The organism is Streptomyces sp. NPDC096046 (genome assembly GCF_040303285.1).
In the GTDB taxonomy this organism is placed as follows: Bacteria; Actinomycetota; Actinomycetes; order Streptomycetales; family Streptomycetaceae; genus Streptomyces.
Genome location: NZ_JBEOSZ010000004.1, coordinates 200,820 through 219,694 on the forward strand (window position 1 = coordinate 200,820; position 18,875 = coordinate 219,694).

The window sequence follows — 18,875 nt, forward strand, 5'->3', positions numbered from 1 at the left end:
GGCAGCGTCCGACCGCGCGTCCGATCGGCACCGTCCGACCGCGCGCCGGATTGACACCGTTCCGGCCGCGCGCGCCACCGGCACGGCCCGATCGCCCCGCACCCGCCCCGTACGCAAGGACCCCGCACCGCTCCGGCGTGCCCACGCGCCGCCCGAGAGCGGCGCGCCCGGTCCGTGCGCCGCTCCCCGCCCGAAGGACTGCACCCCGATGACGGACCCGCACTCCCAGCGCCCCGCCACGCTCGTCCCCCCACCGGCAGGCACCGTCCCGTCGGCCCCCGTCCGCCACGTCACCCGTCAGGTCCCGCTCGGTGAGTTGTTCACCGGGTGGGTGACGCGTGACCCGGACGCCCCCGCGGTCACCGACGGCCGGAGCACCTGGTCGTACGGGGAACTCGCCCGGCGGGCCGGCCGGCTCGCCGGCCACCTCGTCGCGAGCGGCGCCGGACCGGAGCGGACGGTGGCACTGGTCCTGCCGCGCTCGATGGAACTGATCGCCGCCGAGCTGGCCGTGGCCCTCACCGGTGCCGCCTTCCTCCCCGTGGATCCCGACTACCCGGCCGAACGACGGGCGTTGATGCTCGCCGACGCCGCTCCCGCCGTCGTCCTGGACGACCTCGACCGGGTCCGCGCACTGATGAAGGGCCGAGAGCGAGAGACGGACGCGGTCCCGAGCCGGACGCTCCCCGATCACGCGGCGTACGTCATCTTCACCTCCGGCTCCACCGGCACTCCCAAGGGCGTCACCGTCACCCACCGCGGCATCGCCGGTTTCGCCGCGGCGGCCGCCGAACGCTACGCCGTCGGCCCGGGCGACCGTGTGCTGCAGTTCTCCTCACCCAGCTTCGACGCCTCCGTACTGGAGCTGTGCGTCTCCCTGCTGTCCGGCGCCCTGCTGGTGGTCCCGCCGAACGGACCCTGGCTGGGCGACGAACTCGCCGACGTCCTGGACGGACACCGCATCACCCACGCCCTCATACCGCCGGCCGCCCTGGCCACGCTGCCCGACCCGGCGGACATCGGGGGCCTGCCGTCGCTGCGCACTCTGATCGTCGGGGCCGAGGCGTGCCCGGCCACGCTCGTCGACCGGTGGGCACCCGGCCGCCGCATGATCAACTCCTACGGGCCGACCGAAGCCACCATCGTCGCCACCTGGACCGGACCACTCAGCGCCGGCACCGGGACACCCACCATCGGCGGCCCGCTTCCCGGCACCGAGGCCCACGTCCTGGACGCGGCCCTGCGCCCGGTGCCGCCCGGTACCGAGGGCGAACTGTACGTGGGCGGCGACGGACTGGCCCGCGGCTACCTGGGCCGCCCCGGCCTGACCGCGACCCGGTTCGTCGCCCACCCCTCCGGGCCGCCCGGCGCCCGTCTCTACCGCACCGGTGACCGGGTGCGCCGACGCGCCGACGGCGAGCTGGAGTTCGTCGGCCGGGCCGACCGGCAGGTCAAGGTCCGCGGCTTCCGCATCGAGCCCGGTGAGATCGAAGCCGCCCTGATCCGGGACCCGGAGATCCGCGAGGCCGTCGTCGTGGTCCGCGACGAGGAACCGGCCCGCGGCCGGCTCATCGGCTATGTCACCCCCGCCGACCCCGCGCGCAGGCCCGAGCCGGCCCGGCTGCGGGCCGCCCTCACCGCCGCTCTGCCGGCCCACATGGTGCCCTCCGCCGTCGTCGTGCTGGACGCGCTGCCGCTCACCCCGCAGCACAAGATCGACCTGCGGGCGCTGCCCGCCCCCGGCGGCGCGCCGGCCGAGCAGCGCGTCGAACCGCGCACCGACGACGAACGGACCCTGGCCGCGATCTGGGCCGACGTCCTCGGCGTCGACACCGTCGGCGTCACCGACGACTTCTTCGACCTGGGCGGCGACTCGATCCTCGCGGCCCGCACCCTGACCCGCATCCGGGAAGCGTTCGGCGCCCGGCTCACCCTGCGCGACGTGTTCACCGCGCGGACCGTCGGCGCGCTCGCCCCGCTGACCGCCGATCCGTCCGCCGCCGCCCCGCCGGAGCCGATCCCCTCCGCCCCGCGCTCGGAGCCCGTCCCGCTCTCCAGCGCCCAGCGGCGCCTGTGGTTCCTCGACGACCTCGCCGACGGCGGAACCGAGTACAACACCGGCGTGGCGCTGCGGCTGCGCGGCCCCCTCGACACGCCGGCCCTGGAACGCGCCCTGCACCGGCTCGCCGCCCGCCACGACTCCTTGCGCACCACCTTCGCCTCCGTCGACGGACAGGGCGTCCAGCTCGTCGCCGCCGAGGCGGAGCTGCCGCTGCGCACCACCGACGTCGGGCACGTGCCCGTCGACCGGCGCGATCAGGCCGTCGAGCGCCTGCTGACCGAGGAACTGCGCCGACCCCACGACCTGACGACCGGGCCCCTGACCCGGGCGCTGCTCATCCGCCGGGCACCCGAGGACCATGTGCTGCTGCTGGCCCAGCACCACATCGTCACCGACGGCTGGTCGGTCGGCGTCCTGACCCGGGACCTGGCGGCGCTCTACCGCGCGGAGGCCGCCGGCGAACCCGAGGACCTGCCCCGGCCGCACGTGCAGTACCCGGACTTCGCGCTGTGGCAGTTCGAGCGGCACACGGCCGACGCCGACGCGGACGACCTCGCCTACTGGAAACGCCACCTCGCCGGTCTCCAGCAGCTCGACCTGCCCACCGACCGGCCGCGCCCCGCGGTGCGCACCACCGCGGGCGCGTCTCACCGCCAGGACATACCGCGCCACCTGGTCGACCGGCTGCGGCAGTTGGCCGCGGGCCGTGACACCACCGTCTTCACGGTGTTCGCCGCGGCGGCGGCCGTGCTGTTCGCCCGCTACTCCGGGCAGCGGGACGTGGCGTTCGGCACCGTCACCAACGGGCGTGACCGCCGCGAACTGGAGGACGTGACCGGTTTCTTCGCCAACACCGTCGTGCTGCGCGGCGAGGTCGACGACGCCGCCACGGTGGACGGGTTCGTGCAGGCCGTGCGCGCGACCGTGCTGGACGCGTTCGCCCATGACGGCGTGCCCTTCGACCGGGTGGTCGAGGAACTCGCCCCGCCGAGAGATCCCAGCCGCACCCCGCTGGTGCAGGCGCTGGTGGTCCAGCAGGCGGCGCCCGCCCGGCCGCCGGCCGCCGCCGGGGTACGCATCGAGGAACATCCCCTGCCCCGCCCGGCCGCCCGCTTCGACCTCGTGCTGGAGTTCGCGCCGCGCGCCGACGGCGGCCACGAACTGACGGTCGAGTACAACACCGACCTGTTCGAAGCGGCGACCGTGGCCCGGATGGCCCGTCAGTTGCGTCACCTGCTCGAAGGCATGGCGGACGGCCCGCACCGGACGCTGGCCGAACTCCCGCTGTTGTCCGAGGGCGAGCGGCACGTGCTCCTGGACTCCTGGAACCCGCCCGCGCCGGCCGAGGACCGGGCCGACGGGGCCACGCTCCCCGCGCTCTTCGAGGAGCAGGTGGCCCGGACTCCCGGCCGGACCGCCGTGACCTGCGGCGCGACCCGGCTGGACTACGCCGGACTGAACCGGCGGGCCAACCGTCTCGCCCGGCTGCTGGCGGCGCGCGGTGCGGGGCCGGAGTCCCTGGTGGCGCTGTGCCTGCCGCGCACCGCAGACCTCCTTCCGGTGCTGTGGGCCGTACTGAAGTCGGGCGCCGGATACCTGCCCGTCGACCCGGGCTACCCGGCCGAGCGCATCCGCTTCATACTCGCCGACGCGGCCCCCGCCCTCGTCCTGGCCACCCGGGAGACGGCGCACGCCCTTCCCGAGGACTGCGAGCCGCTGCTGCTGGAGGACGTGGCACCCTTCGACGCCGGCACCTCGGACCCGGCTGAAGCCGAGGCCGCGGATCCGACCGGTGCCGACACCGCCGACCCGGCCGACGCCGACCTGACCGACGCCGACCGGACGGGACCGCTCCACCCGTCCCATCCCGCCTACGTCATCTACACCTCCGGCTCCACCGGCCGGCCCAAGGGCGTGGTCGTCACCCACCGCAGCGTGGCCGCGCTCGCCGCCTGGGCCGGGGACACGTTCGGCTCGCGCGGGTTCTCCCACGTCCTCGCCTCCACCTCCCTCAACTTCGACGTGTCCGTCTTCGAGTTGCTGTGCCCCCTGCTGGCCGGCGGCAGCGTCGAAGTGGTCGCCGACCTCACCGCCCTCGCCGACCTCGCCGCCTCCACCGGCGGCTCCCGCCCGCGCCGGGCCGGACTGCTCAGCGGCGTGCCGTCCGCGCTGTCCCGCGTGTTCGGCGGCGACGGCGCCATCGAGGCGGACACCGTCGTCCTGGCCGGCGAGGCCCTGCCCGCCCGGACCGTCCGGGACATCAAGGACGCCATGCCCGCGGCCGAGGTGGCGAACATCTACGGCCCCACCGAGGCCACCGTCTACGCCACCGCCTGGTTCGCCGACGGCACGCTCCCCGACCAGGCCCCGCCCATCGGCCGTCCCGTGGCCCGTACCCGCGCCTACGTGCTGGACCGCCTGCTGCGCCCCCAGCCGCCCGGCGTCACCGGCGAGTTGTACCTCGGCGGCGGCGGACTCGCACGCGGTTACCTCCGCCGTCCCGGGCTGACCGCCGCCCGCTTCGTCGCCGACCCGTTCGGTGCCCCCGGGGAGCGCATGTACCGCACGGGCGACCTGGTGCGCTGGAGCGCCGACGGCCGGCTCGAGTACCTCGGCCGCATCGACCAGCAGGTCAAGGTGCGCGGCTTCCGCATCGAACTCGGCGAGGTCGAGGAGGCCCTCCGGGGCTGCGCGGGCGTCGCCGAGGCCGCCGCCACCGTCCGCGACGGCGACGGCCACCGCCGCCTGGCCGGATACGTGGTCCCCGCCCCCGGCGCCCGGGTGGAGCCTGAAGCCGTACGCCGGGAACTCGGGCGCACCCTGCCCGACTACATGGTCCCCTCGGCCGTCGTGGTGCTGCCCGCCCTGCCGCTCAACCCCAACGGCAAACTGGACCGCGGCCGGCTCCCCGACCCGGCACCGGCCGAACCCGCCGCCCGCCACGTCGCGCCCCGCACCCCCACCGAACGGACCCTCGCCGCCATCTGGACCGACGTCCTGCACGTGGAGCGGGTCGGAGCGGACGACAACTTCTTCGCGCTGGGCGGCGACTCCATCCTCAGCATCCAGGTCGTGGCCCAGGCCCGGCAGGCGGGCCTGACGATCACCTCTCGGGACGTCTACCAGCACCAGACGGTCGCCGCCCTGGCCCGCCGCGCCGACGAGACGGGCCGCCGCCGGACCGCCGCCCCGTCCGCCCCCGTCGAGGCCACCGGCGCCGCGCCGCTGACACCCATCCAGCACTGGCTCTTCGACAGCGCCGCCGAGCGGGCCGGACACTTCGCCCAGACCCTGTCGGTGGAACTGCCCGCCGACGTCGACGCGAGCGCCCTCCAAGCCGCCCTCGACGACGTGGTCGCCCACCACGACGCACTGCGCTCCCGCTTCCTCGCCGACGGCACGCGCGTACGGTGGCTGATCGACGGCCCGGCCGCCCGCTGCCGCCTCACCCACCACACCGGCCCCGAGACCGACAGCCCGCACCGCGGCCCGTACGACCTGGGTCACGGGCCGCTGTTGCGCGTCGTCCTGCACGACCGGAGCGACGGACGGCCGCCCGTCCTTCACCTGTCCGTCCACCACCTCGTCGTGGACGGGGTCTCCTGGCGCCTGCTCCTCGAAGACCTCGAACGCGCCTACCGCGCCCGTCTCGAGGGCCGGGACGGCGCGGCCGCGCTGCCCCCCAAGTCCTCCCCGCTGCGGCAGTGGGCCGAGCGCCTGGCCGCGCACACCGCCGCCGGCGGTTTCGACGACGAGCAGGCGTACTGGATCCGCGAGACCGAAGGCGCCCGGGCGGCTCTGCCCGCGGACCGGGAAGGCACCGGCACCTACGCCTCCCAGCGCACGGTGACGGTGCGACTCAGCCCCGAGGACACCGAAGCGCTGCTGCGGACCCTCCCCGAGACGTACCGCACCCAGGCCAACGACGTCCTGCTCGCCGCCCTCGGCCGGGTGCTGTGCGGCTGGAGCGGGCACGACCGGGTCCTGGTCGACGTCGAAGGACACGGCCGTGAGGAGCTCTTCGCCGACGTCGACACCAGCCGCACCGTCGGCTGGTTCACCACCCGCCACCCCGTCGCCCTGGCCGTCCCGCCCCAGGCCTCCTGGGACACCGTGCTCAAGCAGGTCAAGGAACACCTGCGCGCCGTGCCCCGGCACGGCATCGGCCACGGCGCCCTGGCCCTGCCGGGCCGCGACGGCGCACCCCTCCCGGCGACCGGCGCGCAGATCAGCTTCAACTACCTCGGCCGGTTCGGCCTGTCCGAGACCTCCGAGGGCCTGTACCGCGGGCTGGTCCGCCCCCTGGAGCTGGACGCCGACCCGTCGGCGACACGTCCGCACGCCCTGGAGGTCGTGGGGCGGCTGGACGGCGACAGCCTGGAATTCACCTGGTTCCACTCCGACCAGGTACACCGGCCGGAGACGGTCACCGACCTGGCGGAACGCTACGCCGACGCGCTGGCCGGCCTCGCCCGGTACGCGGCCCGCCCCGGCACCGCCGGACGCACCCCCTCGGACTTCCCGCTGGCCCGACTCGACCAGACCCACGTCGACCGCATCGCGGGGGAGGACCCCGCCGGGGTGGAGGACGTCCACCCCCTGACGTCCACCCAGGCCGGCATGCTCTTCCACCGGCTCTCCCAGGACGACCGAGGCGTCTACTTCCAGCAGCTGACGTTCCTCCTCGACGGCGTGTCCGACCCCCGGGTGCTGGCGGACGCCTGGCAGCGGGTCACGGACCGCACGCCGGTGCTGCGCTCGCGGGTGGTGTGGCAGGACGTGCCCGAGCCACTGCTCGTGGTGCAGCGCCGGGCGGCCGTGCCGGTGGAACTGACCGACTGGCGCGGCCTGACCGCCGCCGAACGCGACGAGCGGCTGCGCGACCTGCTCGACCGCGACCGCGCCCGAGGCGTCGACCTGACCCGCGCACCGCTCCAGCGCCTGGTGCTGGCCCGGGTCTCCGACCGTGCGGTCCGCGTCGTGTGGTCCTTCGACCACCTGATCCTGGACGGCTGGAGCCTGTTCCAGGTCCTCTCCGACGTCTTCGCCTGCCACGCGGGACTGTCCGGCACCGCAGACATCGCGCTGCCCGAGCGCCGCCCCTTCCGTGACTACGTCGCCTGGCTGCGTGAGCGCGTCGACGGGGCCGAGGCCGAGCGGCACTGGCGTTCCCGCCTGAACGGCCTGAGCGAGACCACGGCGCTCCCCTTCGACCGCGAGCCCCGCGAGAGCCACCGCGCGGAGTCGACGGCGGCGGTGCGCGTCACCCTGCCCGAGCCCGCCACGCAAGCGCTGGAGGACCTGGCCAGGACGGCGGGCCTCACGATGAACACCCTCGTCCAGGGCGCCTGGGCGGTGCTGCTGAGCCGTCAGGCGGGCCGCGGCGAGGCGGTCTTCGGCACCACCGTCTCCGGACGGCCCGACGAGCTGCCCGGGGCCGACGCCATCACCGGCCTGTTCATCGCGACCCTGCCCACCCGTGTGACCGTGCCGCGCGACGAGCCGCTGCTCACCTGGCTGGCCCGGCTCCAGCAGGAGCAGAGCGAGGACCGGCGCCACGACCAGGTGCCGCTGCACCGGATGACGGCGTACACCGACCTGCCCGAGCGGGCCGCGCTCTTCGACAGCATCGTCGTGTTCGAGAACTACCCGGTCGACGACGACCTCGCCGCCGCGCACGGGCTGCGGCTGACCGGTCTGGACGGCATCGAGACCACCAACTACCCGCTGAGCCTGGTCGCCTACCCCGGCACGGAACTCGCCCTGCGCCTCGGCTACGACCCTGACCTCTTCGACGCCGCCACCGTCGAGCGGATGGCCGAGTACCTCACCGTCCTGCTGGAGGGCTTCGCCACCACCCCGCGGCGCACTCCCGCCCGCCTGCCCCTGCTGACCGCCGCCCGCCGTGAGCAGGTGCTCCACGCGTGGAACGACACGGCCACCGGCACCCCGGCGGCGACCACCGCGGACCTCTTCGCCGCGCAGGTGGAGCGCACCCCCGACGCCGTGGCGCTGCTGGCCGGCGCCGAGCGGTTGACCTACCGCGAACTCGACGCGCGGGCGGCGGCACTGGCCGGCCGGCTGGCCGCGCTCGGGGTCCGCCCGGAGGTCGCCGTCGGCGTGCTGATGGACCGCTCGACCACCCTCGTCGTCGCCCAGCTCGCCCTCGCCCGCCTCGGCGGCGTGTACGTGCCGCTCGACGGCCGGGCACCCCGGGAACGGCTGCGCACGATGCTCACGGAGGCCGGCGCCGGCCTGCTGCTCACGGACGCCGAGTGGCACGAGACGGCCGCGGATCTCCTCCCGGAAGGACGTGTAGTGCGCCCGGACCTGGACACCGGGGCCCCGGCCGCGGACCTCACCACCGTGCCGCGCGTGCGCCCCGACACCGTCCAGTACCTCATGTTCACCTCCGGCTCCACGGGCGCCCCCAAGGGTGTGGCCGCCCGGCAGCGGGACGTCGTCGCGCTCGCCCTCGACCGCGCCTTCGCCGGCCACGACCGCGTCCTCGTGCACTCCCCGCACGCCTTCGACGCCTCCACCTACGAACTGTGGGTGCCCCTGCTGCGCGGTGGCACGGCCGTCCTCGCCCCGCCGGGGGACGTGGACGCCACCGCCGTCCGCCGTGCGATCAGCGACCAGGGCGTGAGCTGCCTGTTCCTGACGATCGGCCTGTTCCGGCTGCTCGCCCAGGAGGACCCGGCCTGCCTGCGCGGCGCCCGGGAGGTGTGGACCGGCGGCGAGGCCGTGCCCGGCGCCGCCGTACGACGCGTGCTCGACGCCTGCCCCGACCTCACCGTCGTCGACGTGTACGGCCCCACCGAGACCACCACCTTCGCCACTCGCCGAGCCTTTCGCGCCGGTGACACGCTGGCCGCGACGCTCCCCATCGGCCGACCCCTGGACGACACCCGCGCCTACGTCCTGGACGACGCGCTCCAGCCGCAACCGCCTGGCGTGCCGGGAGAGCTGTACCTCGCGGGCGCCGGACTGGCCCGCGGCTACGCCGGACGCCCCGGCGCCACCGCGGCCCGCTACCTGGCCGACCCCTACGGACCGCCCGGCGGGCGGATGTACCGCACCGGTGACATCGTGCGCTGGAGTGCCGACGGCGAACTGCACTTCGTGGGACGCGTCGACGACCAGATCAAGATCCGTGGCTTCCGCGTCGAGCCCGCCGAGATCGAGGCCCGGCTCACCGCCCATCCGGCGATCGCCGAGGCGGTGGTGTCGGTGTCACGGCACGAGGGACGCAAACGCCTGGTCGCGCATCTGGTGCCGGCCCCCGGGGCGGCCGTGCCGCAGGCGGCCGAGCTGCGGGCCCACGTGGCCGGGGAACTGCCCGACTACATGGTCCCGGCCGCGTTCGTCACCGTGGCCGAGCTGCCCCTGACCGCGAACGGCAAGGTCGACCGGCGCCGGTTGCCCGAACCCGAGTGGTCTGCGGCGGCCGACACCCCCTACCGCGCGCCGCGCACCGAGGCCGAGCGGGTGCTCGCCGGCATCTGGGCCGAGCTGCTCGGCGTGGACCGCGTCGGCCTCGACGACCACTTCTTCATGCTGGGCGGCGACTCGATCGTCAGCATCCAGGTCGTCTCGCGCGCCCGCACCGCCGGCCTCGCGCTGACCCCGAGAGACCTGTTCCGCCACCCCACGCTCGCCGACCTGGCCGCCGCCTCGACCGGCGCCCACGCGACCGTCGCGGGCACCGGGCCGGTGTCCGGGGAGGTCGCGCTCACCCCGATCCAGCACTGGTTCCTCGACGCCGAGCCGCTGCGCCCGGAGTACTTCAACCAGTCGGTGCTCGTCGAGACGCCCGAGGACGTCGACCCCGGCGCGCTGCACGCCGCTCTCGCCGCGCTGTGGACCCACCACGACGCCCTGCGCGCCCGTTTCACCCGCGCGGCGGACGGCACCTGGCGCCAGTCCTACACCGCCGCGGACACCGAGCTGCCGGAGCTGCTGCGCGTGCACGACCTGAGCGGTCAGGACGCCCACACCGCCGGACAGGCCGAGGCCCGCCTCTCCCACGAGGCGCACACCGGCTTCCGGCTGGACACCGGCCCGCTGATCGCCGCCCGCCTCTTCACCGGCGACGGCCGGCCCCCGCGCCTGCTGCTGACGGCCCATCACCTGATCGTCGACGGTGTCTCCTGGCGCGTCCTGCTGGAGGACCTGGAGACCGCCTACCGGCAGGCCCGGACCGGCGAGCCGGTCCGGCTGCCGCAGCGCACCACGTCCGTGCGGGAATGGGTGCGCAGGCTCACCGCACGCACCGGTGAGGCGGACCTCGCCGCGCAGCGCGCCCACTGGGCGGACGTCGCGCGGCACTGCGCCGAACCGCTGCCCGTGGACCGGGACGGCGGCAACACCGTCGCCGACCTGCGTGCCGTGACCGTACGCCTGGACCGGCAGCGCACCGAGGGCCTCCTGCGCAAGGTCCCCGGCGTGTACCGCACCCGCGTCGACGACGTCCTGCTGACCGCCCTCGGCCGCGTCCTGGCGGACTGGACCGGCCGCGGTGTCGTCGCCGTGGGACTGGAGGGGCACGGCCGAGAGGACCAGCTCTTCGACGACCTCGACCTGTCGCGCACGGTCGGCTGGTTCACCAGCCTCTTCCCGGTCGCCCTCGACCTGCCCCGGGGCGACTGGGGCGCCGCGCTGAAAGCCGTGAAGGAACAACTCAGGGCCGTGCCCGGCCGGGGGATCGGCTACGGCGCCCTGCGTCACCTCGCGGGCGACGAACGGCTCACCGCCGCGCCGCTGCCCGGCATCAGCTTCAACTACCTGGGCCGGTTCGACTGGTCCGCCACCGACGCCGAGCTGGTCCGGGCCGTTCCCGGCGGCCTGGACGGCGCGGAGGACCCCGGGGCGCCGCGTCCGCACCTGCTGGACGTGGTGGCCCGCGTCGAGAACGACCAACTGGAGATCACCTGGCACTACAGCGGCGGCCGCCACCGGGAGGAGACCGTCGCCTCCCTCGCCGAGGGCATGCTGCGCGCCCTGGAGGAGATCGTCGCGCACTGCGCCGCCCCGCAGGCCGGCGGCCGCACCCCCTCGGACTTCCCGCTGGCCCGGCTCGACCAGCCCGCCGTGGACCGGATCGTCGGCGACGGCCGCGGCGTCGAGGACGTGTACCCGCTGACCTCGATGCAGGCGGGCATGCTGTTCCACAGTCTGATGGCCCCCCAGGGCCGCACCTACGTCAACCAGGTGCAGGTCGTCCTGCACGGCGTCACCGACCCGCACGCCCTCGCGGAGGCATGGCAGCGCACGGCGGAGGCCAACCCGATCCTGCGCACCCGCCTGGTGTGGCAGGAGACCGCCGAACCCCTCCAGGTGGTGGAGCGGCGGGCCGCCCTGCCGGTCACCCACCACGACTGGACCGGGTGGACCGCCGAGCGGTGCGCGCGGGAGACGGAAAAGCTGCTCGACGCGGACCGGGAGACCGGGATCGATCTCGGCGCGGCCCCGCTGACGCGGCTCGCGCTGATCCGGCTCGCCCCGGACCGGGTGCGCATGGTGTGGACCTTCCACCACGTGCTGCTCGACGGCTGGAGCGCGGCCCAGGTGTTCGACGAGGTGTGCGAGCGGTACGCGGCCAGGACCGCCGGCCGCCGCCCGCAGGTGCCCGGCCGGGCCCCCTTCGCCCGCTACCTGGAGTGGCTGGCCGCCCAGGACACCGCCCGCGCGGAACACCACTGGCGCGACACCCTCGCCGGATTCGCCGTACCCACCGAACTGCCCCGCGACCGGCGCCCCGCCGACGCCCACCGCGCGTCCTCCTCGGGTACGGTGCGGGTGGCCCTCGGCGAGGAGGTGTCGGCGCGACTGAGGGACACCGCCCAGCGGGCCGGGCTCACGGTGAACACGGTGCTCCAGGGCGCCTGGGGCCTGCTGCTGCACCACTACGGCGGCGGCGACGACGTCGTCTTCGGTACGACCGTGTCCGGCCGCCCGGCCGAACTGCCCGGCGTGACCTCCATGGTGGGCCTGTTCATCAACACCCTGCCCACCCGGCTGCGCATCGACCGGGATCGCCCCCTGCTGGAGTGGCTGCGCCAGGTGCAGGCCGACCAGTCGGAGGCCCGGCGCCACGACTTCGTCTCCCTCGCCCAGGTACAGACGTGGAGCGAGGTGCCCGGCGGCACCAGCCTGTTCGACAGCATCGTCGTCTTCGAGAACTACCCGTTCGACGCGGGTGCCCTGGCCCGGCACGGACTCGCCGTCGAGCAGGAACGCGATGTCGAGCCGACCAACTACCCGCTCAGCGTCGTCGTCGCCCCCGGCGACGACGTGACGGTCACCCTCGACTACGACCCGGCCGCCTTCGACGCGACCACCGTCGAAGGGATCGGCGCGAGCCTGCGCACGCTGCTGACCCAGGTCGCCGCCGACGCCACCGCCGACCGGCGACTGGCCGACCTCGCCTTGCTCGAACCGGCCGGGGGGCGCCGCCTGCTGGACCGGCTGGCGGGACCGGGGGCGAAGCTCCCGCGGCGCACCCTCGCGGACGCCTTCGCGGCCCAAGCCGCCCGCACACCCGACGCCACCGCCGTCAGCGCCGGCGCCGACCGCCTCACGTACCGGCAACTCGACGAGCGCGCCAACCGGTTGGCCCGCCTGCTCATCGAGGCCGGAGCCGGGCCGGAGCGGTTCGTCGCCCTGGCCCTGCCCCGCACCGCCGACCTGATCGTGGCGCTCCTCGCCGTCCTCAAGAGCGGCGCCGCCTATCAGCCCGTCGACCCCGGCCATCCCGAAGAGCGCATCGCGTTCCTCTTCGAGGACGTGCGACCCGACGCGGTGATCACCTGCGCGGACACCTCCGCACGGCTGCCGGACGGCCCGTACACGACGATCGCGCTGGACGACCCGGGCTGCGCCGCCCGGCTGGCCGCCGCCTCCGCCGCGCCCGTCGGCGACGGCGAGCGGCGTGCCCGGCTGCTGCCGGACCACCCCGCCTACGTCATCCACACCTCTGGCTCCACCGGCCGGCCGAAGGGCGTCGTCGTCTCCCACGCCTCGGTGGTGGCGCTGGCCGACTGGGCCGCCGCCGAGTTCACCGGCCGCGGACTCGCTCACATCGTGGCCTCCACCTCGCTCAACTTCGACGTGTCGGTGTTCGAGATCTTCTCGCCGCTGCTGGCGGGCGGGCGGGTGGAGGTCGTCCGCGACCTGCTGGCCCTCGCCGAGCGCCCCGAACCGTGGCGAGCGGGGCTGCTCAGCGCCGTCCCCTCGGCCCTCGGCCGACTGCTGGCCGAGGACACCGTCCGGGCCGGTGCCGACACCGTCGTCCTGGCCGGCGAGGCCCTGCCCGCCCGCGCGGTCCAGCAGGTGCGCGCGGCGATCCCCGGCTGCCGGGTGATGAACATCTACGGCCCCACCGAGGCCACCGTCTACGCCACCGCCTTCACCTGCGACCCGGACGAGCCCGACCGGGTCCCGCCCATCGGCCGGCCCGTCGGCGGCGCCCGCGCCTACGTCCTCGACGCCCGGATGCGGCCCGTGCCCGTCGGGGCGCCCGGTGAGCTGTACCTCGCCGGAACCGGGGTGGCCCGCGGCTACCTGAACCGGACCGGCCTGACCGCGTCCCGCTTCCTCGCCGACCCGTTCGGCCCGCCCGGCAGCCGCATGTACCGCACCGGCGACCTGGTCCGCTGGAGCGCCGACGGCGACCTGCTGTACCTGGGCCGCACCGACGACCAGGTGAAGGTGCGCGGCTTCCGCATCGAACTCGGCGAGGTGGAGGCCGCGCTGGCCCGGCACCCGCAGGTGGCGGAGGCCGCCGCGCGGGTCGTGGACCACGACGGCCACAAGCGCCTGGTGGCCTACGCCGTCCCGCGGGCCGACGACACCCCCGCACCGGCCGGCCTGCGGGCCTTCCTCGCCCGCACGCTGCCCGACCACCTGGTCCCGGCGGCCGTGGTGCCCCTGGAACGGCTGCCGTTGGGCGCCACCGGCAAGCTGGACCGGCGGGCCCTGCCGGAACCGGTGTGGTCCGCGGCCGCCACCCCGCAGGACACCCGGCCGCCGCGCACCGCCACCGAGCAGACCCTCGCCGCGATCTGGTCGCAGGTGCTGGGCGTGCCCGAAGTGGGCGTGGCGGACAACTACTTCGCGCTCGGCGGAGACTCCATCCTCGGCATCCAGATCGTCTCCGCGGCCCGCCGGGCCGGACTGAATCTGACACCCCGTCATCTCTTCCGATACCAGACGGTCGCCGAACTCGCCGCCGCCGTCGACGAGTCACCGGCCGGTCCGGCCACCGCCACGGCCGACCAGGGCCCGGTCGTCGGGGACGTCCCTCTCACGCCCGTACAGCACTGGCTGTTCGACACCCTCACCGGCGACCCGGCCCGCTTCACCCAGGCCGTCTCCTTCGAGGTGGCGCCCGACACCGACGAGACACTGCTGCGCGCCGCCCTCGCGACGGTGCTGGAGCAGCACGACGCGCTGCGCATGCGCTACGAACCGGTGGGCGAAGGCCGGTGGCGGCAGCTCGGCACCGCGCCCGGCGCCGAGCCGCACCTGGAGGTGCACCACACCCCCGAGGACCCGGCCGCCGTGGCCGCCGGTCTGTGCTCCGGGTTCGACCTGGCGAGCGGGCCGCCGCTGAAGTCCGCCCTGTGCCACCGGGACGGCGACCGGCCGCCCGTCCTGCTGCTGGCCGCCCACCACCTGGTCGTCGACGCGGTGTCCTGGCGGGTGATCCTCGAAGACCTCGACACCGCCCACCGGGCGCTGCGCGCCGGCGAGACCCCCGGCCTGGGGGCGAAGACGACCTCCTTCCGCGACTGGGCCCGGCGCCTGGCCGCGCACACCGCCGACGGCGGCTTCGACGACGAGATCGCCCACTGGGGCGCCCTGCACCCGACGCCCCTGCCCGCCGACCTGCCCGGCGGCAACACCGCCGCCGACGAGGAGACCGTGACGGTGAGCCTCGGCGCCGAGGAGACCCGCCGGCTCCTCCAGGAGGTGCCCGACGCCTACCGCACGCGCGTCAACGACGTCCTGCTGTGCGCGCTCGGCCGGGTCCTGGGCCGCTGGACCGGACAGGACCGGGTGGTGGTCGCGCTGGAGGGCCACGGCCGCGAGGACCTCTTCGACGACGTCGACCTGTCCCGCACCGTCGGCTGGTTCACGACCATGTTCCCCGTGGGCCTCGACGTGCCCCGCGACGCCGGCCTCGGCACCGCGCTGAAGACCGTCAAGGAGAACCTGCGGGCCGTACCGCGCGGGGGAGTCGGCTACGGCGCGCTGCGGCATCTGCACCCCACGGCGGGACCCCGGCTGCCCGCGCTGCCGCAGGTGGGCTTCAACTACCTGGGGCAGCAGGACCGGAGCGCGGCCGGGGACGGTCTGCTGCGGGCGCCCCACGAGGGCCTGACCGGCGGCATGGACCGCTCGGCGGACCGGCCCCACCTCATCGACGTCCTCGGTCGGGTCACCGACAAGCGGCTCGAGTTCACGTGGTCGTACGCGCGCCGGGTGCACCGGCACGGCACCGTCGCCCGCCTCGCCGAGGAGACGGCGGAGGAACTGCGCCGGATCGTCCGGCACTGCGCCGAGTCCGGCGCGGGCGGCCGCACCCCGTCCGACTTCCCGCTGGCCGCCCTGGACCAGGCCGCCGTCGACCGGCTCGTCGGCGACGGGCAGGACGTGACGGACGTGTACCCCCTCACCCCCACCCAGACCGGCATGGTCGTGCACGGCATGGACGAGCCCGGCGAAGGCCTCTACGTCGAGCAGATCACCTTCGTCGCCGACGGCGTACGCGAACCCGCGCTGCTGGCGGACGCCTGGCAGCACGTCGTGGACGCCACGCCCGTGCTGCGCACCGCCGTCGCCCTGGGCCGGGGCCCGGCCCCGCTGCAGACCGTGCACCGCCGCGTCACCCTGCCCGTCACCCGGCTCGACTGGAGCGACCTCGACCCGGTGCGGCGGGAGAGCACACTGCGGCGGCTGCTCGACGAGGACCGCGCCCGCGGCATCGACCTGGACCGCCCCCCGCTGCTGCGCGTCACCCTGATCCGGCTCGGCCCGGACCAGGTGCGCGTGGTGTGGACCTTCCACCACATCCTGCTGGACGGCTGGAGCGTCTTCCACGTGCTGTCGGACGTCCTGGAGGCACACGCCGCGCTCACCGCCGGGACCGAGCCGCGGCTGCCGCGGCGGCGGCCCTTCGCGGACTACGCCGCCTGGCTGGCCCGCCGGGACACGGCCGCCGCCGAGGAGCACTGGAAGGCCGCCCTCGCCGGACACGCCGCGCCCACCCCGCTGCCGTTCGACCGCAGGCCCGCCCCGGGCGCCGCCGCCCGGTCGGGCACCTGGCTGTCGCAGCGGCTCGACGCGGCCGGCACGGCCCGCCTGGCGGACTTCGCCCGCCGTCACCGGCTCACCCTCAACACCCTGGTCCAGGGCGCGTGGGCGTTGCTGCTGGCGCGTTTCAGCGGCGAGGGGGAGGTCTGCTTCGGCACCACCGTCTCCGGCCGGCCCGCCGGCCTGCCCGGCGCGGACACCATCACCGGCCTGTTCATCACCACTCTGCCCGCGCGGGTCACCGTCGACGAGTCCGCGCCGTGCACCGCCTGGCTGCGAGAGCTGCAGGCCGCCCGCGCGGAGGACCGGCGCTTCGACCACGTGCCGCTGACGGACCTCCACCAGTGGAGCGCACTGCCCCCCGGCACGCCCCTGTTCGACAGCCTGCTGGTGTTCGAGAACTACCCGGTCGGCGACGCCACCGCCGGCGCGCACGGCGTGCGCTTGCGCGACCTGGACGCCCGCGAGGCGACCAACTACCCGCTCACCGTGGTGATCTCGCCCGGCGACGAGCTGACCGTGGAACTCGGCTACGACCCGCGGTACTTCGAGGAGACCACGGCCGAAGCGCTGGCCGACCGGCTGACGCACACCCTGACCGCGCTCGCCGGGACGGAGGACCGGACCCGCCTGCACACGGTCGACGTCCTTCCCCCCGCCGAACGCCACCGGCTGCTGCACGGCCCCACCCGCCCGGAACTCCCGCCGCCGCCCCCGGCGACGCTGCCCACGATGATCGAGGCCGCCGTCGACCGGTGGCCCGACCGGACCGCCCTCGACACCGGGAGGTCACGGCTCACCTTCGCCGAGGCGGAGGACCGCGCCAACCGGCTGGCGCACCGGCTCATCGCGCGCGGGGCGGGGCCGGGCGGCATCGTCGCGCTGGTCCTGCCGCGCTCGGCGGACATGGTCCTCGCCCAGCTCGCCGTGACCAAGGCGGGCGCCGCCTTCCTCCCCGTGGACCCCGGCTACCCGGCCGAGCGGGTCACGCTGATGCTGCGCGACGCCGATCCCGCCGTCACCCTCACCGCCGAGGAGGTCGCCGGCCTGCTCGCCGCGCCGCCCGACGACACGCCCGGCCACCGGCCCACCGACACCGACCGCCTCCGCCCGCTGCACCTCGACGACCCGGCGTACGTCATCTACACCTCCGGCTCCACCGGCACCCCGAAGGGCGTCGTCGTCCCCCACCGGGGGCTGGCCGCGTTCACCGCCGCCGAGGCCACGCACTACGAGGTCCGCGCCGGGGACCGCGTACTGGCCTTCGCCACGCCCAGCTTCGACGCCTCCGTGCTGGAGCTGTGCATGTCCCTGCCGCAGGGCGCGGCCCTCGTCGTACCGCCGGCCGGCCCGCTGCTCGGCGCGGAACTCGCCGGCGTCCTGCGCACCGCGCGCATCACGCACACCCTGCTGCCGCCCGCCGCGCTCGCCACCCTCCCGCCGGACACCCCGGGCACCCTGCCCCACCTGCACACCCTGATCGTCGGCGCGGACGCCTGCCGGGCCGAACTCGTCGCCCGCTGGGCACCGCACCACCGCATGATCAACTCCTACGGGCCCACCGAGGCCACCGTGGTGGCCACCTGGTCCGGCCCGCTGGAACCGGACGGCGGCGCACCGCCCGTCGGCCGCGCGCTGCCCGCCACCGCCGCCTACGTCCTCGACGCCCGCCTGCGCCCCGTCCCCGACGGCGTGCCCGGCGAACTGTGGCTCGCCGGACCGGCCCTGGCCCGCGGCTACCTGGGCCGCCCCGGGCTGACGGCGACCCGCTTCACCGCCGACCCGTTCGGACCGCCCGGCACCCGCATGTACCGCACCGGCGACCTCGTCCGCCGCGATGCCCGCGGCGAACTGCACTACCTCGGGCGCACCGACCATCAGCTCAAACTGCGCGGCCACCGCATCGAGGCCGGCGAGGTGGAAGCCACCCTGGTGCGCCACCCGGCGGTGCTGGACGCCGTGGTGAGCTTGCGGGAGGACGAACCCGGGCTGCCGCGCCTGGTGGCCCACGTGCTCGTCGCCCCCGGCACCGAACCGCCCGCCGCTGCGGACCTGCGGCCTTTCGCCGCCCGCACCCTGCCCGGCCCCATGGTCCCGTCGGCGTTCGTGGTGCTGGACCGTTTCCCGCTGACGGAGAACGGCAAGACCGACCGGGCCGCGCTGCCCGCTCCCGTCCCGGAGACGCGGGAGCCGGCCACCGGTCACGTACCGCCCCGCACGCCCACCGAGGAGGCCGTCGCCACCCTGTGGGAGGAGACGCTGCAGACCACCGTGGGCGCCGAGGACGACTTCTTCGCCCTGGGCGGCGACTCCCTGCGCGCCCTGCTCATCGCCTCCCGCGCCAACGACACCTTCGGCGTGACCCTCACGCCCCGCGACGTCCTGGTCACCCGCACCGTCGCCGCCCTGGCGGACCTGGTGGAGGAACAGGTGCTGAGCGAACTCGAAGACGCCGCACGCGGCGACAGCGACCACGACGAACGGTGAGGACCGG

The 18,875-nt window shown here is 75.5% G+C and carries 1 protein-coding gene; it reads left to right on the plus strand.

The features are described from left to right. Positions 1-208: 208 nt before the first annotated feature. A complete protein-coding gene (locus ABTX62_RS05950) occupies positions 209-18,868 on the plus strand; it encodes a non-ribosomal peptide synthetase (protein WP_352115019.1) in 18,660 nt (6,219 codons plus the stop codon). The last annotated feature ends 7 nt before the right edge of the window (positions 18,869-18,875 follow it).